The 22754-nt window shown below is 65.9% G+C and carries 23 protein-coding genes; 20 read left to right on the top strand and 3 right to left on the bottom strand.

The features are described 5' to 3' along the window. Positions 1-172: 172 nt before the first annotated feature. Both E0497_RS15210 and E0497_RS15205 read left to right on the top strand, forming a co-directional pair. A complete protein-coding gene (locus tag E0497_RS15210; protein WP_137725630.1) occupies positions 173-769 on the top strand; it encodes a hypothetical protein in 597 nt (198 codons plus the stop codon). Between the two features lie 37 nt (positions 770-806). Continuing rightward, positions 807-1379 carry a hypothetical protein gene (locus E0497_RS15205; protein WP_137725629.1) on the top strand — a complete coding sequence of 191 codons (573 nt, stop codon included), beginning with the start codon at positions 807-809 and terminating at the stop codon, positions 1377-1379. A 114-nt stretch (positions 1380-1493) separates the two neighbouring features. Here the strand turns inward: E0497_RS15205 and pgfA are convergent, their stop codons facing one another. Next, a complete protein-coding gene (pgfA, locus tag E0497_RS15200; RefSeq protein WP_137725628.1) occupies positions 1494-2531 on the bottom strand; it encodes a cell envelope lipid trafficking protein PgfA in 1038 nt (345 codons plus the stop codon). Positions 2532-2665: 134 nt separating this feature from the next. Between pgfA and E0497_RS15195 the strand changes: the two genes are divergently transcribed. Genes E0497_RS15195 through E0497_RS15185 form a run of 3 tightly spaced genes read left to right on the top strand, consistent with a single transcriptional unit; the run spans position 2666 to position 4835 of the window. Beyond that, positions 2666-3157 (top strand): M48 family metalloprotease, encoded by a 492-nt coding sequence (locus tag E0497_RS15195; RefSeq protein WP_241665912.1) that lies wholly within the window; start codon positions 2666-2668, stop codon positions 3155-3157. Next, on the top strand, positions 3154-4233 hold the full coding sequence (locus E0497_RS15190) for a hypothetical protein (RefSeq protein WP_137725627.1): 1080 nt from the start codon (positions 3154-3156) through the stop codon (positions 4231-4233). Before E0497_RS15195 ends, E0497_RS15190 begins: the two co-directional genes overlap by 4 nt. After that, positions 4230-4835 (top strand): phosphatase PAP2 family protein, encoded by a 606-nt coding sequence (locus tag E0497_RS15185; protein ID WP_241665911.1) that lies wholly within the window; start codon positions 4230-4232, stop codon positions 4833-4835. Before E0497_RS15190 ends, E0497_RS15185 begins: the two co-directional genes overlap by 4 nt. On the opposite strand, the gene E0497_RS15180 is transcribed toward E0497_RS15185, so the two are convergent. Beyond that, on the bottom strand, positions 4832-5197 hold the full coding sequence (locus E0497_RS15180) for a helix-turn-helix domain-containing protein (protein WP_137725626.1): 366 nt from the start codon (positions 5195-5197) through the stop codon (positions 4832-4834). The genes E0497_RS15185 and E0497_RS15180 overlap by 4 nt on opposite strands. Positions 5198-5388: 191 nt before the next feature. Beyond that, positions 5389-5820 carry a helix-turn-helix transcriptional regulator gene (locus E0497_RS15175; protein ID WP_137725625.1) on the bottom strand — a complete coding sequence of 144 codons (432 nt, stop codon included), beginning with the start codon at positions 5818-5820 and terminating at the stop codon, positions 5389-5391. Positions 5821-6415: 595 nt separating this feature from the next. Here E0497_RS15175 and E0497_RS15170 point away from each other — a divergent pair. The 15 genes from E0497_RS15170 (at position 6416) to E0497_RS15100 (ending at position 22711) form a co-directional block, all read left to right on the top strand. Continuing rightward, positions 6416-6919, top strand: a complete 504-nt coding sequence (locus tag E0497_RS15170; RefSeq protein WP_137725624.1) for a hypothetical protein — start codon at positions 6416-6418, stop codon at positions 6917-6919. Positions 6920-6995: 76 nt separating this feature from the next. After that, positions 6996-7418, top strand: a complete 423-nt coding sequence (locus E0497_RS20660) for a hypothetical protein (protein ID WP_194150321.1) — start codon at positions 6996-6998, stop codon at positions 7416-7418. Between the two features lie 356 nt (positions 7419-7774). Next, a complete protein-coding gene (locus E0497_RS15160) occupies positions 7775-9088 on the top strand; it encodes a hypothetical protein (RefSeq protein ID WP_137725623.1) in 1314 nt (437 codons plus the stop codon). Positions 9089-9251: 163 nt separating this feature from the next. Continuing rightward, complete coding sequence (locus E0497_RS15155) at positions 9252-9878, top strand: hypothetical protein (protein WP_137725622.1); 627 nt, start codon at positions 9252-9254, stop codon at positions 9876-9878. A gap of 382 nt (positions 9879-10260) precedes the next feature. Then, a complete protein-coding gene (locus tag E0497_RS15150; protein ID WP_241665910.1) occupies positions 10261-10866 on the top strand; it encodes a hypothetical protein in 606 nt (201 codons plus the stop codon). 592 nt (positions 10867-11458) lie between these two features. Further along, positions 11459-12247: a ParA family protein gene (locus E0497_RS15145; protein WP_137725621.1), complete on the top strand. Its 789-nt coding sequence runs from the start codon at positions 11459-11461 to the stop codon at positions 12245-12247. Next, positions 12247-12702 (top strand): hypothetical protein, encoded by a 456-nt coding sequence (locus E0497_RS20655; protein ID WP_194150320.1) that lies wholly within the window; start codon positions 12247-12249, stop codon positions 12700-12702. Before E0497_RS15145 ends, E0497_RS20655 begins: the two co-directional genes overlap by 1 nt. Positions 12703-12882: 180 nt before the next feature. After that, a complete protein-coding gene (locus E0497_RS20685) occupies positions 12883-14295 on the top strand; it encodes a DUF2637 domain-containing protein (RefSeq protein WP_206663641.1) in 1413 nt (470 codons plus the stop codon). Continuing rightward, a complete protein-coding gene (locus tag E0497_RS15130) occupies positions 14295-16079 on the top strand; it encodes a hypothetical protein (RefSeq protein WP_137725620.1) in 1785 nt (594 codons plus the stop codon). The genes E0497_RS20685 and E0497_RS15130 overlap by 1 nt, the downstream gene beginning before the upstream one ends. Then, positions 16080-16874 carry a hypothetical protein gene (locus tag E0497_RS15125; protein WP_137725619.1) on the top strand — a complete coding sequence of 265 codons (795 nt, stop codon included), beginning with the start codon at positions 16080-16082 and terminating at the stop codon, positions 16872-16874. 201 nt (positions 16875-17075) lie between these two features. Continuing rightward, positions 17076-19064, top strand: a complete 1989-nt coding sequence (locus E0497_RS15120; RefSeq protein ID WP_137725618.1) for a cutinase family protein — start codon at positions 17076-17078, stop codon at positions 19062-19064. Next, positions 19061-19321 (top strand): hypothetical protein, encoded by a 261-nt coding sequence (locus E0497_RS15115; RefSeq protein ID WP_137725617.1) that lies wholly within the window; start codon positions 19061-19063, stop codon positions 19319-19321. Before E0497_RS15120 ends, E0497_RS15115 begins: the two co-directional genes overlap by 4 nt. Then, positions 19321-19644: a hypothetical protein gene (locus tag E0497_RS15110; protein WP_137725616.1), complete on the top strand. Its 324-nt coding sequence runs from the start codon at positions 19321-19323 to the stop codon at positions 19642-19644. Before E0497_RS15115 ends, E0497_RS15110 begins: the two co-directional genes overlap by 1 nt. A 109-nt stretch (positions 19645-19753) precedes the next feature. Continuing rightward, the gene (locus tag E0497_RS15105; protein WP_161987425.1) at positions 19754-21052 is read left to right on the top strand and encodes a DUF4185 domain-containing protein; all 1299 of its coding nucleotides are present in this window, start codon (positions 19754-19756) and stop codon (positions 21050-21052) included. Positions 21053-21349: 297 nt separating this feature from the next. Beyond that, positions 21350-22711 carry a glycosyltransferase 87 family protein gene (locus E0497_RS15100; protein ID WP_241665908.1) on the top strand — a complete coding sequence of 454 codons (1362 nt, stop codon included), beginning with the start codon at positions 21350-21352 and terminating at the stop codon, positions 22709-22711. Positions 22712-22754 lie beyond the last annotated feature (43 nt).

Genomic DNA, 22754 nt, shown 5'->3' with positions numbered 1-22754 from the left:
CGCTCACCGCCTGTTCCTTCTCCGCGGTGGCCTTCGGCTGGCGTCCCGTGTCGGCTGCGCATGGCCGGCGCCTCCCCGACGCCCACCGCCGGCGACCACCCATTCGGCTCCGGGGGGACGTGTCGTTTACCCTGGTCAATAGCCCGATTTCGGGTGTTCGGGAGGAGTGGAAATGAAGGCACGCAAGCTGGTCATCGTGGCACTCGTCGCCGCTGTCGTCGCCGTACTGGCCTACTCGTTCCTCCGCACGGACACGAGCACCGACGGCGCGGCTGCCTCCACATCGACCACCAGCTCCACCGTCCCGCCGGTCCCCGCGGCGCCGTCGACCGATGTCGACGTCGATGTCGATGTCACCGAGCCGTCCGCGTCCTCGCGGGATGCCGAGGAATCCATCCGGCAGGCCCTGACCGTCATCTACACCTGGTACCCGTCCGCCGACGCCACCCAGAACGACGCCTACGGCCGGGCCCGCGACTGGCTGACCGACCAGCTCGCTGCTCGCATGATCATCGACGCACGCACCGAACGCGGGCAGAGCGTGCAGTGGGGGCAGTGGGCCCAGCAACAGGCCAAGGTCATCGCCGACGTCACCGTCGAGTGCTCCGGATGCCCTGCCGACACCGACACCGTCGTCCAGCGGGTGGTGACCATCAAGCAGACCGCAGTCACCGGAAGCCGAACCCAGCCGGTCACACCGGATACGACGGTATGGGTCACCGCCGTCCGCGACGGCGACCGCTGGCTCGTCGACGAGATCCGACACTGACCCCGACCGTTTCCCTCCACCGAACGGAGCACCACCGATGAACCGCAAGACCCTCGCCGCCACCGTGATCGCTGCCACGCTCGCCATCGGGCTGACCGCCTGCGGCAGCGACGACGCCCCCGCGGCCTCCCCCACCGTCACAGTTCCGACGACCACCGCGCCGGCATCCCCGTACGACTCGGATGACTTCATCAGCAAGAGACAGCGGTTCTACGTTCAGCAGATCATCGACACCGTCGAGCAACGCGGCGGCACCCCCGATCAGGTTCTCGCAGCACTGGTGGCCGCCAAAGCCGAGTCCAACTGGATCGCAGGAAACGGGAACAAGCTCGACATCTACGGATGGGAGCACCGACTTCGGTACGGCGCTTCGGATTCCGCGGAGGCCACCCCAGCCGCCACCAACAACTTCATGGATGTCGCGGCGACAGTGACCGTCGACGACAACGACCCGGTCGCCTACGCACTAGCAGTTCAGCGTGCAGATCCGCGCGGATACGACGAGAAGGAACACTTCAGGTACAAGAAGGGCGCGACGGCGGCCGGAGAGTACGCAGCGGCGCTCCCCGACGCTCGGGCCGCGTACGAGGAGCTTCGGGGCGCACAGTAGCCAAAGGGGACGTGTTGTCTGGCCAGGTAGATCAGCGTTTCCTGGGGCTCAGTTATGAAAAGAACGCCCGCACCAGATGAATTGGTGCGGGCGTTCTTCCGTGACGAGGATGGGTCAGCGTGCGAGAACGAGTTCCGTCTCGGCCAAGGGCTCCGGCTGGCTCCCGGTCGGCGGACGGCGCCTGGCAGCGGTCGCTCCGAGGTAGATGCCCCCTACGAGGAGGACGACGCCGGCAGCGGCGCCGATCGCGGGTCCGTAAAAGGTGGCCCACTGGACGGTTCGCTTGGACTTGCTGGCGAAGGCGATCTGCTCGCTCTGGGTTTGTGCGTCGAGCTTCGGTGCGACGTCGATGATGGTGGTCGGCTTCGGGTCGTCGACGGCCGTGCCGAGGTACTGGCGGTAGTGCTGATGCACCTGGACGACTGCGCCGGAGACCGGCTCGACCCACAGGTCGCGGGTGATTCCGTAGAAACGCCTCATCGTCACCTGCTCCGAGCCTTCTCTCCCCCAGCTCGATGCGGGCATGGTGACCTGACCGCTGATTTCCGTGGGCTCGATCTCTTGGTGGAACTTGTAGACCGGCAGGCCCTCGAGCTCGTCCTCGCCGACATAGTCGACGTCGTGGCTCGCGCGCAGCGTGGTGTCGAAGTAGGGGTAGGAATGCTTCTGGGTGTCGAAGGGGAACTTGAACTGAAGGCCGCTGTAGGCGACGGGATCGGCGGCCTTGCCGAGCTCGGACTGGATGGATCCGATGGGGTCTTCGACCGCGAGGCCGGTGCGCCGATCGACGGTAGATAGGCCGACACTGGCGTTGACGATCGCTGCCGAGCCCTTGCGGTCATCCCGAGTCATCTGGACACCAGATTGGAGGGTCGCGATCTGCGCATCCGCAGGTTCCTCGACGGTCACGCGCTGGTTGACGGTGATCGGAACACCTTGCTCGATGAGTAGCTTGCCCTTCACCAGAGCAGCTGCGTCGAGAAGTTCTGCCGTACCGGTGGAGACGGTTTCAGCCTCGATGCTCAGCGGAATCTTCACGAGCTGATCCGCGGCATAGGTAGGCGCCAGCGCGCTCACTGTGAGAAGGAAGACGCCGGTTGCGATTGCTGCACAGGCAACACCGCGGCGAGATGGATGGAGTCTGGTCGGCATTTGCTCGAGCCTAGCGGCCGAGCTGGGTGCCGCTGAGGGTCACCCACAGCCAACCTCCTCAACGTCGGGCAGGCGGAAGCGACTACGGTATTCCTCGGATTTCCGGGGAATCCAGTGTTCAGGAGGCTCAGTAAGTGGCAGCAGATAAAGCGGCGATCGCACGCGCTGTCAATCGCTTGTTTCGCATCGCGCAGGGAGAGGAAGCTCGATCGCTGTCGGGCCTTGCTGATGCTCTCGCCCGGGATCGAGGCAGGCGCTTGGTGATCCACGAGGATGTTTTGCCGTCTGGTGTGTTCGGTCAATGGACGCGGCACCCCGACTATGACGAGGTTCGCTTCGCCACATGGGTCCATGCGCGGGATCGGACGATCGCTCACGAACTCGGCCACATTATCCTTGGGCATGTGGGCCGCCCCGCGCTCGACGTTGCAAAGCAAGCCTTGCCAGCGGACCGCCATGATCTCGCGACCCTGATGCTTCAACGCGATTGCAGCGATGAGCGGCGGTCTGACGAGGAAGCCGACGCCGAAGCATTCGGCAGTCTGCTGCTGAGGCGGCTGAGGGGAACCAACGGAGCGAATGGCAGTCCCGCGGTGAGGTCCCGACTCGATGAGGCACTGGGTTGATCAATGCACTGACTGCGATCGTGTTGGCGATCGCTGCGGCGACCCGAATCTATCGGTGGTGGTCTGTTCGATCCCTGGCTCTTGCAGCAGCTTTCATCATTCTTGCCTGTATGTCCGCGCACCAGGCGCTCAACGTCCAAGTTGTCGAGACCTTCGTTCGAGACTCCTTCGGACCGGGCATGCCAAACGCTGTGAAGATGGTGATGGTCTGCGGGATCTGCGTAGGTACGGCCATTGGGTTTACGGCCGTGACGAGCAAGGACGGCCAGCAGAAGAAGCTCCTCCGTCTCCACATCACGATGTCGGTGACGACGGGGGCTCTGGCCTTCGTCTTCTTCGCTGCGACCCCGTGGCCGGCGGGCGTGACCGACCGCGAGTTCGACAACAAGTACGCGCATCTGCCTGGGTACGCCGAGGGGCTAATTGTGGGAATGGCCTACCCGTTCTTGCTGGCTCTGTTGGTGACGATCGTGTCCGTCAAGCAGGCAGATCGACGGACCGTCACCGGCCGTGGACTGATGTTCATCGTTCCGGGCGCGGCCATCCTCACCGTGTACGCCGCGCTACGGATCGGCTACCTCTCCGCCGCGCGCTACGGGGTGATGGAACCGACCCCGACGCCACTCGAGATCTCTCGCGTACTGGCGGCCACCGGAGCGCTGCTCGTCGCCGTGGGAGTCCTGGTAGCCCTGACAATGAACTGGCTCGCCGCCAGGACCGCGCTCCAGCAGATTCTGCCGCTACGCGACGAGCTGATGAAGCTGTGGCCTGGTGCCGTCAGGGAGTCGATGCCCGGCGCCAGCACGAGCGAATGTGTTGATGATCGCGCCGCTGAGGTGCTGGACGCGCTCAGTATCGAGGTCGACTTCAGCGACTTACCGACCGAGGGCACGCTGCCCCAAGAGGCCGCGGCTTCGGCGATCGCCGAATGGATCGTCGCCGGCCGAGTCGCTGATGGTCTGGGCTACAGCAGCTTCTTCCACGATCCCGAGACAACCGATACCGAGTGGGCCTGCATGGTGGGCGCCGCATACAACGCCATCAAGGGCACCGAACGAAAGGCAGTCTTGAAGTGACGATCGACCTTGAGGTGCGGAAAAGTCGTCGGCCGGTAGATGTAGCTGCCCGTGTTCTGACCGAAGTGTTCGCGCCGTGGGTCATCAACATCTTCGCCTCGATGGTGATCGGTTTTGCTGTCGGTGCACCTGGATGGGGCGCGTTCGTCGCGGTGGTCGCCGGCGTCATTCCGATGGCCGTGATCTTGGCGGGAATGCGTCGGTCGAAGATCGGTGATCATCACGTCACCAAGATCAGCGAGAGGCACCTGTTGATGGCAGGTCTGCTGGTGTCCACGATGGGCGGGCTGCTGATCATGGCCTTCGCCCACGCACCGATCGAGATGATTGCGTTCATGTCTGCGGGCCTGGTGGCGCTCGCGGTGGCCGCGGTCATCACGAGCGCCTTCCGTTGGAAGGTCAGTGGTCATGCGGGCGCACTGGCGGGTGTGAGCGTGGTTCTAGCGTTGGCGGTGTCACCGTGGTGGCTGCTGGGTCTCGTGTTGACGGTTGCGGTCAGCTGGTCGCGAGTGCAACTGGGAGACCATACGAAGAGCCAGGTGATCGTCGGTGCGATTACAGGGGCTATCGCGGCAGGAGTGACTTACGCAGTGATTGTTTAAGACGACTCGTCGTCGCGGCTGGCAAGCCGACGGAAGGGATCGTAGGTGCGCGCGGCGACCCGCTGATCCTGTGAATCGCGCAGGTTCTGAATCCAGGCGATCTGCTGCTTGACCTCTTCGTACGTCTCTTCGTCCCCGAAGTAGTCGAGAGGGACTCGGAACACCCGACAGATGTCTCGGACAGTGTCGATGCCGGGCGTCGTGCGCTTGCCGTTGAGTAGCAGCGACATGTAGCCGGTGGTCATCTTGCTGCCGCTGAAGCGGAGCATGTCGACAATCTCGGTCTGGGTGTAGGGGCCGCGATTCTTCGGGTGGACGTTCTCGAAGAGGTGACGAAGCCGGTCAGCGAAGCTGGTGTTCATCGCACGTCCAACCTTTCAGTCCTGTAGCCCTGCGCCAAGGCAGAGTTGGCCCATACTGGCCGTTTCATGTTGACAATCGCGCGTATCGTACGCAACTTGCGATAGTAAATTTTTGGTTTTAGGCTCAGCGGCGTCAAAACAGGACGTTCCGTTCAGGGAGAGAAACGATGCGTGGGTACGTCGGGGGCGTGTCACGCCGATGTGCCAGCCGGCCGGTTACGCGCACGCTCATGACTGGCCCGAAGTTCACTCTCCGAAATATCGAGCGCAGCAGCCAACTTCTTGGCGAGGTTGTCGGACAACGTGATCTCGCCGCGCTCCACACTTCCCACGAGTTGCGTGGTGACACCGGCCGCAGCGCCGAGCAACGGCTGAGTCAAGCCTCTGAGTACACGCCAGTCTCCGGGGAACCGCTCATCTTCAGGAACGTGAACGACGTCGGCGATGGCGACGCCGATCGCCTCGACCGCTCGCGCGAGCAGGTCCACCTGGGGAGACGAACCGCCCTGCTCCCAGCGTCGAACCGTCTCGCCCTTGATCCGAACGATCCGACCCAGCTCCGCCTGCGAGATACCGGCAGCACGTCGAGCCTTCTCCAGCTTTTCGGGCTGAAAACCGCGCATGACTCGTCGACTCACAGAGTGAGCCCTACCAGGAAAGTCCTCATCGCTAGACACTGTGCAATCCCCTCGTTACGATGCGCACATACCGGCTCCAATGGAACGTTAGTTCATAGATCATCTATGTATAGATCGGAAGTGCGTAGAAGGGAGGGTCGGGGAATGTCCGCCAGATGTGAACGGTCCCCCGGCTGTTGGAGCAGCCAGGGGACCGTGTGAGTAGCGAGTCAGCTGTTGGAGCAGCCGACAAGCCGGAGACCAGCGGGTTGGAGCCCGCCGACCTCGATGCAGCAGATGGAGACCTGCGATGAACACGTTAGATGGCGCTCGCGGTCAGCGCCTAGTAACCGACCGGTCAGGACGTAGGGCAGCAGTCGACTCTCTCGACTCCGCTGCCAGTACCGCTCAGCACTCGATTCTGGCCACACACACGGAGAACGCAGACGGCACCGCGTGCGTGGCGTGTGGCGCCGTGTACACCGGCACCACACCCTTGTGTCCTGCGGTGGCGGAGGCGCTTCGCGAGTTGTCGATCTGCGGCCCCGGTACGCGTATGTCCTCCTCGATGAGCGGCTACTCGACCAGTGCTCTCCGTCGGATGGCTCGCGAGCATCGCGGCGCGGGCCGCTGCGGCCGCTGCGGGTTTCTCTGCACCGCGCAGGTCCGCTCATGTCCCACTGCCCGGCGGATCGCCGCTGAGCTCGAGTCCCGCGGCAGGGCTCCCGTCACGCTCGCCCTCGCCGGACGAGGGCTGTGCGCAGGCAAGGGCCGGGGCTGGACCGTGACCGGATGCGATCCGGAGCCGTGGCGGCGCGCGATGGCGGCGTGTGAGGTCTGCCCGATCCTGGCGCAGTGCACCGCCCTCCTGGACCGCCGGTCCGCCCGAGAGAGGCCCCTCGAGCAGGTGATCGCCGGCAGGCTCTTCAGTGGAACGGGCAAACAGATCCCCCCGGACCGGATCGAGCGGTTTGCCGCCGCGCGCGGCTACTCGAAGCCGGCGTCGCCCAAGACCCCGGCCCCGACCCCCACGCCGGAGCCGCGGCCCATCCAGATCTCGACGTCGCCGCGTCAGCTGCACCTTTTCGAGCTGATGCCAGCATGACGCCCGCTCCCCCACTCGGCGACACCGCGACCGCTCTGGTGTACGGGCTCGTCGCTCCTCCTGCGTGGAGGGCCGTATGAGCCAGATCATTGCCGTCGATCGTGACGGCCGCCGCTGGGAGCTTCTGAGTGTCGAGGGCGTGCTGCGTGCGCGTCTGGTCAGTGGGCAGTGCATGCCCAATGACATGGATCTGGACGACCTCGTCGACGCTCACGGACCGCTGGTGCTTCCTCCGGCACGGCCGGCCGACGAGGCGTTCATCGACACGGTCGACCTTGTCGCTACCGACCCCGAGACGGCCTCAATCCAGCACATCGAGGTTGTCGCCGGATTCGCCCGATCGGTCATTGCTGGGCCGTGCGGGCGCACTCACTCCGCGATGTACGTCGCATCTCGAGCTGGTCACACGCGAGCCTCCCAGATCGGGCAGGCCGGACGTGGTGAGATGTGGGGTGCTGGAGTGGACTCTGAGAGAGGAGGAACGCGTGTGACCGAGTGACTGATCGATCGGCCTAGATAGCTAATTTCACAGTGCAGTAACAGCCCATAAACGAGAAAAACCCCCAGGTGGGGGTGGGTTTTCATCAGAAGATCCGGTGGAGGACTTAGCAGGTCCTCCCCTCTCGAAAGAGGTCGTTTTAGCCGAACGATCTCTCTCTGGGTGAGCTCGAAGTTAGAGCTTCGGACTCGGTTACTGCGTTTCCCCGAAGGGACTTACCTGTGCAAGGTACGTCTCAGGGTACTGCACACCCTGAATCTTGCTCAACAACCCAAAATCTGACTGCTCTCGGCGTGTCGTCCGAGGTCAGTGCATTCGACCCTGTTCTCCCCCGGCCGTTCGATGACGCCGAGTGGGTGGCCATTGTCGCGGACGCGGTCGCGAATGTCGCTCGGATCGAGGCTGAGGAGGCGGCCGCGCTGGCCGCTACCGCCGACGCCGCCGCGCTGGCCGAAGCTGCGATCACCGGCATGCTCGAGGCCCAGCCCGCCGGCAGCCGCACCTTCTCGCTCCCACTCGAGCCCGGAGCCTCCAACCACATTCTGACCTGGCACAACCGCGCCTACTGGCTGTCGCTGTGCGAGTGGGTCGTCACGACGACCGACCGTGGCAAGGCCGCTCTCAAGCGGTGCGGAATCGCTGCCGCGACGTTCCTCCGTGGCTGCGCGGCGCACGCCGCGGCCGCGGAATCGTCGACCGGCCGGCGCGTGACTGCATGCCTGGATACCCTGATCACTCGGTCCGGGTTGTCCGTCGACCAGCTCAAGCGCACCCGGCGTGTGCTCCTGGCTCTCGATCTCGGGGTGGAGCAGGCCCGCGGCAAGCTCCTCAACGCCGTCGAGCGGGAGGCTGCGGCCCGTCTCTACGAGCAGGTCCACGGTCACGCCCCGGCCCGGCTTCAGCGTGGTGCCGCGAGCGTGTGGGCGCTGTCGGCGCCGCGGTGGGCGGTCGAGGAGATGCCGGCTCCGGAGCGCACCACCCGGCCGGTCCCGACCCGCCGCCGCAAGGCGGCGCCGACGAGCAGCCGACCTGCTGGCTCACGTCCTCGCAGTTCACGCGGTTCCGCACCCCAATCCTCTAGTGGTTCTTTTTCGGGTGTTCTTTCCGTTAGGAAAGATCACCAAGCGCGTGCGCACGCGCCCGCGGGCAAGGATCTTCACACCACACACGGCCGAGATCTCGACCGTCAGCGAGCTGCCGCGGACCTGGTCCATCGCATCCCCGCTCTCGACGTCGTGACCGGATACAACGGAGTCGTCGGTGAGCAGCGCACACATATCGGGGCCGTCTGTGACCTGCTGGTCGAGGCTTGTATCGACACCACCCGCTGGACCGGTGCCGACATCGCGACCGCACTGAATCTCGACGGCCGGGCCCGGGGCTGGTCCTGGCCCACCCTGGATTCGATGACCTCGCCTCTGCGCCTCGTGGCGTGGCGGCTAGGGCAGATCGACTGGACGAGCCCCTCACCCACCGAACGCGCCCTCACGGGTCGTCTAGCCGCCTGCGAGACCCCGTCTACGACCGCGCACCGCCTGGCTGCCGTCCGCCGCGTGGTCATGGCGACAGACGCGGCGGTGCAGGGACCCCCGGCGTCCGCTGAGCACCGTCGGGCCGTGCGAGAGCGGTTCGCAGCCGAGTTGGCTGCTCGCAAGGCGGTCACAGCATGATCCACACCGGAGGGGACGTGTCGTTTATCCAGGTAGCGATAGGTTTTCTGCCGAATGGCGTCGAGCTGTCGACGTCCGTCAGGTCCCACCTCCGCGGGCGATCAGCGCATACGCTGCTCGTGATCCCGTGCAGGCCGCTGAGCAATGAGAGGACGGGTATGTCGTGAGCACCACCACCCGCAAGCGCAAGACTCCGACCCAAGCCGACGCACAGCATCCCCGCGTCCGGGTGAGCCGCATCGACGACCGTCGAGCCCCGAAGGTGAGCCGGGACGTCGAATCGGTCCGCCGCCGGCTCGCTGCCGGCGCGAAGCTCATCGTCGTCGACACCGGAGACGACGTCATCGAGCTGAATGACGCAGACCTGCGGGCCTCCGGCCAGCACTGGACACTGCGGATCGCCGGCAACTCGACCGCCCGTATCCACTGCTCCGCTCCCCTACCGGACCGGGTGCAGATCGTCGCCACCGACAGCGCGTTCGTAGAGGTCACCGGGCGCGTGACGATTCACGCCTACACCAACGCGACGGTCCACGCGTTCGACGAATGCGTCGTGCACGCCTGGAACTTTGCCGTCGTCAGCGTCTGTGACACCTCGACCGTCGTCGCCGGCGACGACACGGTGGTCACCGCCTACGACAGCGCCGGTGTGCGGGCCAGTGGTCGTGCACGGGTCTCCGCCGGTGACGCGACGGCTGTGCACCTGGACGAGGATGCAAGTGCTGCTGTGCAGCGAGGTGTGCGGGTGACCGGGCCGTCCCGGTCGAACTTGACTGTCCGTAGCCGCTGAAACAGCAGAGAGCCTCTAGCCGCTACAGGGTTGGGCAGGGCTACTTCCTCGGAATGCCCGCAGAAGTAGCGCAGTGCCGAAGCTGTCTGCGGGATGCCGTGAACGCGGTGATCGAAGCAGTCTGATGCGCTAGAAATGAGAAAGAGCCCGTAGGCGCATATCGTCCTACGGACTCTCTCAGTCTCGTTGATGAGGGACCCTGTCCTCACCTTCTCGCCCCAAATGCTAGACGTTCCGCTCGGTTTGTCAATGTATTGGCATGCACAGGGCACTCTCGGATCGCGCACAGATCGTGGACTGCCTCCACCGCTCGCGACTCGACCCGTACCTCGAAGAGACTGGCCAGAACGAGAAGCGGGCACTAGCGCTCTACCGATGGAACGTGCAGCTGGCAGCCGCGTTCCAAGAACTGCTCAGCGTGACCGAGGTCGTGCTGCGGAACGCGATGGACCGAGAACTGCAAACATGGAACACGCAGCAACTGGCAACATCCCAGAGTTGGCTCCTCAGCGATCCTGCCGCACCACTGCGAAGCCTGAGCGCAGGCAAGCGGACCCAAGCACTGGGCCTCGCCGCGAAGGTCGCCAGCAAGCGGGACTCGAAACACCGTCGACACGGACACCCTGTCACCCACGACGATGTTCTCGCTCAGATCACCTTCGGCCTGTGGAAAGACCTCCTCCCCAACCACGATCCCGGCGCTGGCGACAACACGACCAACAGCAACCGCGAGCGCATGTGGAACGAGGCACTGGTAAAGGCGTTTCCACACGCCGCGGACTCCGACGGCGAGACGACGTTCTGGCGCGTCTACCGACTGCACCACCTACGGAACCGCGTATCCCACATGGAGAACCTGCTGGCGACCGATACGCGTGAGAGAACCCGCGACATCTTTCAGCTCGTGGCCTCGATCAACCCGTCAGCCGAGAAGTGGCTGACCGGAATCAACCGCGTCCCCGTCGTAGTCAAGACCCGACCAGAGTGACCGTGGACGGGTCGGCGCGAGCCAGCCTGGCTGTCCGCAGATAGGCCAGCACGGAGCGATCGGCAGACCGACGCAACGCCCCGCCCTGTTGCGCAACGGTCCGCCGCAGGTACTCAGGCCCGTTGCGCAACGTCGCCCGCGGCCGATGCAACGATCGCGGCCGTTACGGCAATAGCCGCAGCAACACCGCCGAGGGGCCGAACCCAGAACGCTCCCCTATGACCCCTATTGCCCATATGGGCAATAGGGGAGTGCAAGTGTGTGGGTGTGTTGCGCGCTCCGCCCTGCGTCATTGCGCGACGCCGCGCACGTCGACTGCTTAGGGGTTCCTCCCCTGCGTGGTGTCGAGGTATTGCCCCAGGCTATGTGCCCTCGCCATCCATTGCCCTAGATCGGCTTATGGCGCATAAGTGCAGGTGATGTGTGCAAACTGCATCTAATCTGTCCTCACGTAACCGAGGTGAAGATCAGTGCACGGTAGACAACATGAGGTGACATACCGGAAGATCAACTATGCAAACGGAACATGCACTGATCTGATATAGTATTATATAATTTCCCATATGGGTTATATGGGGAGCGAGGAGGAGAAATGACGATCACCGCGATCGCCAACCTGAAGGGCGGTGTCGGCAAGACGACCGTCGCGAACGGGCTGGCGCACGCAGCCGCCTCGACCGGGCGGTCCTGCCTGATAGTCGACGCCGACATGCAGGGCAACTCGACGAAGCACCTGACCGGATACTCGGCCGGCGACCCGGCCCCGGGTTCCCTGGCCGACGTCCTCGACCGCGACACCGAAATGCCGGTGCGCGACGCGATCGTCGCCGCGAAGCGGGAGCAGATCCACGTCCTGCCCAGCGGCTTCGGCGAGTTGCAGGCGGTCAGTGACCGCCTCGGCACCAAGCCGGGCGGCGAAATGTCGTTCGCGCGGGCCCTCAAGGACGTCTCCGGCGTCTACGACCACATCCTGATCGACTGCCGGCCCGCGATCGACCTCGTCTCCCGCAGCGCGCTCTACGCGGCCGACAACGTCCTGATCGTGGTGCAGCCCGAACAGGACGCCCTCGACGGGCTCGACGCGATCCGCGAAGCCATCGAGGACATCGCGAAGTACATGGACAAGGTCCTGCCGATCGCTGGAGTGGTCGTCAACCAGCTCGACAGCCGCCGCAGCGACCACGCGAAGACTCTCGACTACCTCAAGGAGTACGCGGCCGCCGACGGCATCGCGTTGCTCGGCCACCCGATCCCGGACCGCGCCGACATCTCGAAGCTGACCACCGTCGGCATGGGCCTCGACCAGCACCCCAAGCCGCCGGCCTGGGCCCGCAATCTGCACACCATGTTCATCGAGATCCTGGAGAAGGTGTCCCACTGATGAGTGTCATTCCCGAACCCGAACGGCCCGCACCCCGGCGCCGCAACACCTTCGAGCAGGCCGCCGAGTCGATGAAGAACGACGAGAAGAACGCAACGCCGACACCCGTTGCGCAACACTCCGACGCAACGACGCAACGCGGCGACGCAACGCCGGCACCCGTTGCGCAACGCGGTGACGCAACGCCCGAAAGTGTTGCGCAACAGCAGCCGGTAGCGGACCCCGCGCCGCGGGAGAAGAAGCGCAAGGCCGCAACGACCGACATCCTGCTCTCGCTCGACGTGGACCTGAAGGAACGGATGGTCGCAGCCCTCGCGCACACCCGCCCGCGCACCGGCATCACCTCGCAGCAGATGTTCATCCGGGTGGCGATCGAGCAACTGTGCGCACGCCTCGAGACCGACTACAACGGCGGCCAGGAGTTCCCGCCCCCAGCGGACGGCATCACCCTCTAACCCATATGGGCACTAGGGGAAGTAAGTAGAAATATGGGAGCGTTGCGCAACGCGCCGACCAGCACCGTTGCGTCATTGCGCACCAGAGATGCGCCGGACGCCGCAACGCAATGAGGCCCCACCGGCTGGTACCCGGCAGGGCCTCGTGACCGGGCCAACCCTGAAAGGAACACCCGCTCAATGACCGACCTTAACCTCCGAGCAGCACGAGTCCAGCTCTACGGGCTGATCGCCGCTCTGGTCTTCGCGATCCTCGTCGCGATCGGACTCACCGGCGGCGCGTTCACGCTCTCGTTCTCGGTGCTGCGTGACCTCGCAACGCAGGCCCTCATGCCCGCGCAATGGGCCTGGATTCTCCCCGCCGTCGTCGACGGCGCCATCCTCGGCGCAACGATCGCCGTGGTCGTTCTGAGTAAGATCAACGGCAGCGACGAGGGCAAGAAGTTCTTCGTCCGCCTGCTCGTCGCCGTGGTGTGCATCAGCGTGATCGGCAACGCCTACCACGCCTACAAAGCGGCAGAAGAAGCCGCGCGCAAGGTCGCCGCCGGCATCGACATCGGGTTCGTCCCGCTCACCCCGGCCGCCGCCGCGCTCATCGCCGTGATCCCGCCACTGCTGGTCCTCGCGTTCAGCCACGGCATCGGCATCCTCATCAAGGCCATCGGCACCGCCTACACCGAATACAACACCCTCGTGCGGGCCGTAGCCGCCGGAGACGACACCGTTGCGTCGGTCGATGAGGTCGTTGCGTACGACACCGCAGGCGTTGCGCACGACGTCGAGACCATTGCGCATGGCCACGATTTCGCTGCCACTGACGTTGCGTCCGCGGCGACGGAGATCCTGCCGACCGAGTGGGAGCGCTCTGTTGAGTCGGTCACTCGGCCGGTGCAGGGAGAGGCTGACGAGTTCGTGACCAGCGCGATTGCGGACTCTGTCGACGTTGCGGACCTCGTTGCGCACGACACCGCAGACGTTGCCTCCTCGGACACGGGCATTGCGTCCACGGAGAACGAAGCCCCGCAGGAGTACGAGTTCCTGATCGACGGAAAGCCGCTGCCGCTGCCGTCCGATGCCGGCGTTGCGTCGATGCCCGAGCCTGTTGCGTCGACCGTTGCGGACGTTGCGCCGACCGTTGCGCACGACGAGGCAGTCGAGTCGGTCGCGTTGCGCAACACCGAAGACGTTGCGCCGGACGTTGCGGACGTTGCGCCGACCGTTGCGCGAGACGAGACAGCGGTATCGGACGCGTTGCGCAACACCGAACCGGAAACCGTCGACCCGGAGACCGAGCAGGCCGCCGACGAACCCGAACACACCCTCGAAGACCTCCTGGCGTTCATCGACGAGTGCGCCGAGCTTCCCGAGAACGTGCGGGAGACCGCGCGACTGAAGATCATCAGCCCCGAGATGTCGTTCGCAGCGATCGCCGCGGAAACCGGCCATGTGGCCGCCAGCACCGCGATGCGCCGCTACCAGAAGGCCGAGACCGCCGCCCGCGACGCCGGGTTCTCTGTCCCCCCGCTGCCGGACCTCGCACTGACAGCCGACGAGGACACCGCCGTCTCCACCCGAGAGCTGGTGATGCAGTGATGACCGAACCCGCAACCACCCCCGACCAGATCTCCCTGTTCGACCTCGACGACCACCCCGCCCCTGCCGAACCGGCCGCCGACCCCACGGTCGAGGCCGCCGACACGACGACCGATCCCGCCCCGCTCAAGGCAGACGAGACGATCGATGAGACGGCCGCCGCCCCGCGGCCGTGGGAAACGCTCCCGGCCGGCACCGCCGCGGACGGGCACGCCCTGATCGTGACCGCGGCCGGGTTCTCCACCCCGTCGGGGAAGTTCTGGCCGAGCCCGGTCGACTCGATCGACAAGCTCGACAAGCTGATCGGCTGGGCGGCACTCCAGCCGCTCGGCAGCCCCGCGCAGGTGTGGCTCGTCGGTGTCGACGCGTGCGCCGACCTCGGGTGGGAGATCGACCCGGGCAGCGAGGACGACGTCGACGACCTCGAGCAGCTGCGGGTGCGTGCGGTCGCCGAACTGCACGACGCGATCTCGGTGACGCTGCCGCCGCTGATCGCGGCCGGGTGGGAGCTGCGCGGCGACCCCGGGCACGTGATCCACCTGTCCCGCCGGATCGGGAAAGCGACCCAGATGGTCGACGTGATCCTCGAGCCGTACGTGTGGACGTTCTGGAACAAGGACTTCGGGTGGGGCAACCGGATCGGGGACATGGGTGTGCTCGGCAGCCCGACGGCCGGCACCTACCTGCCCGACGACGATGCCCCCGCCGCCCGGGAGCTGGGCCGCCGCCTGGCGTGGTGCGCGCAGCATCTCGGGGTGCTGCCCGGCCCGACCCCGGCCCGCACCGGGGCTGTGGTCCTGGACAAGATCCGCCGCGAACGCACCCGTGCGGGCAAGGGCCTCGTCGTCGACACCGCCGGCCCGATGCCGGTGATCGACGGTGCCCCCCGCGGTGATTTCGAGCCCGCCGCAGGCTGGGCGCGGGTCCCGGACTCCGACGACCTCGACGACATCGCCGAGCTGGTCACGATCGACCAGCGCGCCGCCTATCTCGCCTCGGCCGGGATGCTGTCCCTCGGCTACGGCACCCCGCAGTACCTGACCGGGGCGGACGCGGCCGCCGCGGCCGCCACCGACAAGCCGGCGTTCGGGATCTGGCGGGTCACCCTGCCCGCCGCCGGGCAGTACGCGCTCCCGGAGAAGTTGCCGCTGCCGCACCCGGCGATGCGCGACGACCAGCCGGTACAGACCTGGATCACCACCGTCAGCCTCGACGGGCTGTGCGCACCGGTCGCCGACGGCGGCATGGGCCTGGACGTCGACGACCTCGACGTCACCGAAGCCTGGGTGTACCCGCAGCAGGGCCGCGTCCTGGACAAGTGGGCCAAGGTCCTGCGCGAAGCCCGCGCTGTCGCCGTCGAGTCCGACGATGCGGCGATGAAACGGTTCCTCGGCGCCTGCTACAAGGGCTACATCGGCCGGATGGTCAACCCCGACATGTGGACCGCGACCCGCATGCAGCACCACCACCAGCCGCTGTGGCGGGCCGCGATCATCGCGCACTGCCGTTGGCGGGGCCGCCGCGTTGCGATGCGTATCGCCCGCGAGACCGGGCGGTGGCCGCTGACCACGATCACCGACTCGTGGGTGTACCTGCTCGCCGCCGGCCAGCAGATCGCCGACGACAGCGACGCGTTGGGCAAGATGACCGTCGAGAAGCACACCGAGCTGACCGACGAGATGATCTGCGAGTTCGCCGCCGCGGAGACCACGCACGAGCTGCGGGCCGCGATCACGCAGGCGCACAGCACCAGCACCGAGGACGACGAGGAGGTGGGGGAGTAGATGGCGCTGCATCTGCCGAAGAAACGCTCGACGTCGGTGCCGCAGAAGGTGGTCGGTATCGCCGGCACGAAGGTCAACGTCGCCGGCGCCGCCGTCGCCGGGGTCGCGAAAGCGCAGCAGACCTCGACCGGGCTGGCCGGGCTGACCGCGACCGTGTCGGTCAAGAAGGCCCGCGAGTCGATCGGCAACGACGGCCTGCGGCAGGCCGCGATCGACGCCGGCGCCAAGGAGCCCTCGGACCGCACCCTGCGCCGGTGGGCGCAGCAGGACCGCATCCCGAACGCGAAGATCGCCGAACTCGCCCAGCGCCGGGCCGCGATCGAACGCCTCGGTGGGGTGAAGGCCGTCGCGAAACAGATCGGCCGGGACCCGTCGTCGGTGCGCAAGTACATGTCCGGGAAAACCAACGAACTCCGCAACGACGCGAAGTCGAAACTCAAGGCCGCGAAGGCGAAAGACACCATGAAGACCGCCGGCGTCCTCAACACCGACGGCACCCCCAAAAAGGCCGTCATCCAAGTCAAAGGTCTCGTCCACGTCCGCGCCGGCGACACCGAAGGCTACGACTACCGCACCCGCACACTCGACTTCGCGAACTCCGACACCCCGTTCACCGCCGCCGAGTCGCAGGAACTCGCCGCAGCCCTCGCCAACGACGACCAGGCCCGCGTCGTCGCGATCCTCGAACGCCACGCCACCCTCGACTACCCCGAAAACAAGGGCTTCGACCACTACAACGACCAGTTCGGATTCCACTTCGACACCATCGACAGCATCGACATCAACTGGATCTGACCCAGCACCAGAAGAGAGGCCCCGCCATCGCCACCGCGATGAGCGGGGCCTCTCCGCGTCGGCACGGAAAATCCGTTCCACCAACGTTTCCGCAGTTCACGCGCCTGTCGAGTGTCGAAAACAAGGGGGGACCTTGTTGAGGAAAAACGGGGATATGGGCCAGCGTAGGAACTCGTGTCCCCATCGGTAATCGAGGTGCCCATGCCAGCCAGACGTCCGAGATCCCGCCGCGTAGTCGCGCTCCTGGCGAGCGCGACGGTCGCCGGTGGGTCCGTCGCCCTGACCGCCCCCGCGATTGCTGCTGCCGCACCGACCAGCTGCACAGCGACGTTCAACCTGTTCATCCCCGGCACCTGGGAGACCAGCGAGGACGCCGACCCGAACCAGCCGGTGGGCATGCTCAAACCGGTCGCCGACGCACTGACGGCCGAACACGGCCGCACCGCGGGGATCTACACGCTGCCGTACATGGCCCGAGCCTTCGACAACGGACACACCTACGCCGACAGCAAGGCCGACGCGATCGAGAAGTCCGAGAAGGTCCTATCGAAAGTCGCATCGTCGTGCGCGAACACGAAGTTCACGATCACCGGCTACTCCCAAGGCGCCGACGCCGCAGGAGATCTCGCCGCGATGATCGGCAACGGCAAAGGTCCGGTCGACGCCTCCCGGGTCCTCGCGGTCGGGCTGCTCGCCGACCCGGGCGCCGGCACGAAGGGCGCCGCGACCGTCGGCCCACGCACCTCGGGCACCGGTATCGCCGATCCGCGGCCGCAGGGGATGGGCACGTTGTCGGGCCGTGTCGCCTCGATCTGCTCGCCCGGCGACCTCTACTGCTCGATCGAGAAGGGATCGAGCTCGCTGCTCGGCTCACTCGGCTCGATCCTCTCCAAGAGCCCCAGCGAACTCGCCTCCGGTGAAACAGCAGGCGGCAACACCCAACTCGCGACGGCACTGACCTCCGACTTCACCGGCGCGGACCTGCCAGGACTCGGGACGGACGTTGCTGCACTCGGGCAGCAGCTCGCCGAGCCGACCGTCGACATCCGGAAGGTCGCGACGACCGCGACATCGATCGCGAAGTCGATCGCCCCCCTGACGGACCTGCTCGACTCCGGTGCCGCGAACCCGGCCGCGAACGGACGCCTCGCCGCCGCCCCGGCCGGCACCGCCGAACGCAACGCCTCCGACATCCTCACCACCGCACAAGAGTCCGACCTCACCAGCGCACTGGATACGGTCACCAAGCTCGCGAACACCGCCACCAAGCTGTCCGGAGGCGACCCGCTCCGGTTGCCGGCGACGTCACCGGAAGTGCAGACCCTCACCCGCGCTGCCGACACCGTCAGCGGCCAGATTGCGCCGCTCACCGTGACCTCGCCGGACGTGTTCACCTCGGCAACCAGCGTGCTGTCGGTCCTCAAACCGACCGTGATCGTCAACCAGGTCCTCAACGTCGCCACCGGCGTGACCTCGCTCGACATGCCCGGCATCCTGAACAACCTGAACCTGCTGCCGCAGAAGATCGCCGCCGGTGACGTCCGCGCCGCGCACGCGGTCGCCGGCGAGCTGAACAACCAGTTCAGCCCCCTGGTGAAGATGGCCGCTGAGGTCGACCTGAAGTGGGTCTCGCAGGTCCTCGCGATCATCCCCGACCCCACCGGCGGCACCCAGATCGCCGCGCTCGTCGCGTCGATCCTCGCGAACGTCGACGTCATCCGACTCGCGAACATCGTCGGCGAGATCCAGGAGATCGCCTGGGCCGCAGCCGAGAAACTGGTTCCCCCGCCCGGGCAGCTGCCCGACCCGATCGGCGCCGCCGCCGAGACCGGCCGGCTGATCCCCGTCGGTATCGACCTCGCCTCGGTGGCGGTGAACATGCTCACCGGCAAGGCCACCAAAACATCCCCCACCCTGCTGGGCAACCAGGTCAAGTCCGTCTCGACCAGCATCACCGCACAAGCCGAAACCCTCGACCTGCCGAAGCTGTCGACGTCGCTGACCAAGCTCTCCGAGTCCGACGGCATCGACGACCTGACCGCCCTGGTCGGCGAAGGATTGGGCGCGGCCACCTTCTTCACCTCCGGGGCCCACACCAACTACAACGACCTCGTCGTCGACAACGCCGGCCGCGACGCCATCACCTGGCTCTCGGACTGGCTCAACCTCCAGATCGGACGTGCCGCATGAGTCCCCGAGCCCACAACCCCAGCGCCCGCTGGACCTGGTGTGAGAAGTGCGGACACCGCGGCTACCACGCCCGCTCCGACGCGAAAACCGTCCGCAAACGGCACCACGGCGAGAAGGGACTGGCCGTGTACGCCTGCCCCCACACCGACGGGCTGTTCCACGTCGGCCACCGCCCAGAAGCATTGAGCAGCGGCGACATCGACCGACAGCTGATGCGACTCCAGGCCACTCACACGACCGCAGTCGGGCAGTGGTAATGAACATGTTCAAACGAGGAACCCTGGTCGCCGCCGTCGCGGCGCTGGTCCCTCTCGGTGTCGTCGTGGCCAACGAGACCGCCTCGAGTGAGAGCGGGGCACCTACAGCACCTACAGCGCCGTCGGCGATCCTCGATGACTTCTCCGTATCGGTACCAGGCGTCGAGGAGCTGATCTCGGGCCTGACCGTGGTCGATGTTTTGCCGAAAGTCTGTGGCTATGAACGTGACTACGGCAAGGGGAAGGTGCGCGTTGCGGCTGCCACTCGCGAAGAATCGCCGAAAGGTTTGATTCCCAACAGATGTCGCTTCTGTCTGGCATAGTCGGTGTTGATCACCACCAGGGTCGGTAGTGATTCGTTTCCGTCACCATCCTGTCCTGCGGGTGAGTTCGTATCTGTCCCAGATCTGTGAACTGCAAGGAGGAACGACGTTGGCAACCTTCAAGAAGATCTTGACCTACGACGAGACGGCCCGGTTCGGATTCCGTGCGACGGACCTCGGCTTCATCGGCCAGACCAACCACGGCTACACCATCACGATCTTCGGCGACACCTTCAACGACACCCCCGATGAGGGGCACGGTGATCAGGACTGGCGGTCGCCGGTCGGACTGCGGCAGCACAACGCCGACATCGAGAACGGCATCGTCTGGGACAACTGCATCGGCGGAGCCCGCGCGAAGCAGATGATCCCCTACGTGCATTTCGGCGGCGACGACGGCGTCACGCAGATCCCCAACGACATCATCCATCTGCCGGACGGCCGCTACATGATGACGTGCTTCGGGGTGCGGAACTGGGAGCCGACGTCACCCGGCGGATCGTGGACCACGTGGAACTCTCGCATGTGGACGTCGGTCGAACCGCATGCCGAGAACTGGGATCGCACGTGGGACATCGAGGGCAACCACGTGAACTTCGACTTCCCGAACGGCTGGGAGTGGAGCCACTTCCAGAACAACACGATGATCATGTTCCCGGGCGAGCCGTGGGTGTACATCTACGGAACCAACGAGGGCCGCTGGGCCGGTGGCGGCATCCATCTGATGCGCGTGCACTGGACCACGATGTGGGCGCGGTCGACCTACGAGTTCTGGGGAGCCGATGCGGCCGGGGTGTGGGCGTGGCGCCAGGGCGGCCACACCACGCCGATCCTGATGCCGACCCTTCCTGGGAACGCGATCGGTGAGCTGGCGGCTCAGGTCATCGACGGGCGAGTCGTGCTGTCCTACTGCGATGGCGCGATCGGTGCCGTCACCCGGACATCCCCTCGGCCGGAAGGTCTGTGGACGCTGCCGAAGCCCCAGGTGACCCACCTCACGGCACCCGCACTGTACGCGCCGTCGATTCACCCCTACAGCCATCTGGGGCGCGCGCAGATGCTGCTGTCCCAGTGGACGCGTGACCCGCTCAACTCGGCGGTGACCACCTTCTACGGCGTCAAGCAGTGGGAGGTTGACCTGAACTCGATCGCTCTCACCTCCGGGGCGACGCTCGAGCGCACGGGCGGCGTGGTCGACGGCGTGGTCACGGGCAGGGAGGGCTACCGAGGGCACCTCGCCCCGCAGTTGCAGAACCTGTCGAAGGACGATCTGGTGGCAGTCCTGGCCGACAACGCTGACTCGGACGTGAGCAGGGACGACATCAAGGGCGCTGTTCACGGCGAAATCGAGGACACCCGCGTGAACCGCGGGGAGCTGCTGACTCGCCTGGCGGAAGCCGCCGAGTAGTCACTTCTCGTAGATCGATGCGAGGGTCGTTCGGCCGCAGGGCCGGGCGGCCCTCGCATTGTCGTCTCTCACGTCACGCGCCGTCGAGATGTGCCGATCTGCGGTTCAGCGGTCCGGCCCGGTCAGAAGGAACGCAGCAGGCAGGCTCCACGCCTGTTCGTTACTTTGTGATTGCATCGTCTTTGCGTTGGGCTGGGCGGCAATCTGGAGGGGCGCGTAGTCGTGGCGGAAAGTGTTCGAGAGCTACATCCACCTGACCGGGGAAGTGAACCTCCAGCAGGCGAACGGCGACTCACTGTGCGTGCGCCGGCGTTTGCAGCGATCGTGGCGGTGTCGGTGGCGGCCGTGATCCTGCTGTTCGTCACGGTCGATCCGTGGATGCCGTTCGTCGGGCTGTTCATGGGTGGCTCGGACCTCGACGTCTATCGTGACGGTGCCCGGCACGCGGTAGCCGGTCTGCCGTTGTACACGGCACCGGTCATCCACGGACTGCTCTACACCTACACGCCCTTCTCGACGTTGTTGTTCGTTCCGTTCGGGCTGCTGCCCGGCGAGATCGACCAGTACATCTGGATGGGATGCAGCGTCGTGCTGCTCGCGGCGATCGTGGCGTTGTGCTGGCGGATACTCGGTTACCGACTGACCGGGACGGTGGCCGCCGTGTCCGTACTGCTGGCCGGCGGGTTCGTGTTCCTCGAACCGGTACGGACCACGTTGTTCTTCGGGCAGATCAACCTGGTGCTGATGGCGCTGGTGCTGTGGGATACCTCGCGCGGCGAGCAGAGCAGGATCAAGGGCATCGGGGTGGGCATCGCGGCCGGCGTGAAGCTGACACCGGCCTACTTCGTGCTCTACTACCTCGCATTGCGGCAATGGCGTTCCGCGGCGGTCGCCGTCGGCACGATCGCCGCCACGATCGCGGTCAGTTGGGCAGTGCTGCCGCAGGATTCGTGGCAGTACTGGACCAGGACGTTCTTCGACTCGACCCGCATCGCCGACGACGGACACCCCGCGAACCAATCGTTGAAGGGTGCGCTGACTCGGTTGCTCGACCACCCTGCTCCGACATGGTTGTGGCTGCTGTGCGCCGCCGCGGTCGTCGCGGCCAGCATGTGGGTGGTGGTCCGTCTTCACCGCGGCGGCGAACGCCTGCTCGCGATCACGATTGCCGGCCTCAGCGCCGCGGTGGTCTCGCCGTTCTCGTGGAGCCACCATTGGGTGTGGTTCGTGCCGCTGCTGGTGTGGCTGATCGATCGCGCGCTCGTGCGCGCATGGTGGTGGCTCGCCGTGATCGCGATCCTCGGGATCACGGGATCGTGGTCCTACCGATCGCCCGAGACCGGCGTGCTCGTCGGACTGTATCTGTTTCCGCCGCCCAGTTGGATCAGCGGGAATGTGCTGGTGAACCTGTACGTCGTCGTCTACCTGCTGGTCCTGGCGGGAGCCGCTCTCGTCGCGGTCCGATGCCCGCAGCCCAGCGTCCCCGAGCCCCTGCCACGGCCAGGACCAGTTCACCGATCGACATCAGGATCCTCGACTCCGGCAGCAGCTCCGTCGAGTGGGCGGATCGGATCCGCGATTTGTTTCCCTTCCGGTCGTGACGTCGGCGACACGCGTACGCCGTCGGATAACGGAACCGGACATGGTGACGATCAATAATCGAGACGAAGCAACAACCAGCAGCCGCTACGCATGTTGCGGG

Origin of the sequence: Prescottella subtropica (assembly GCF_005434945.1) — a bacterium.
Taxonomy (GTDB): Bacteria; Actinomycetota; Actinomycetes; order Mycobacteriales; family Mycobacteriaceae; genus Prescottella; species Prescottella subtropica.
Note: the sequence above shows the minus strand (reverse complement) of the source record. Positions and strands in the feature narration are given on the sequence as shown.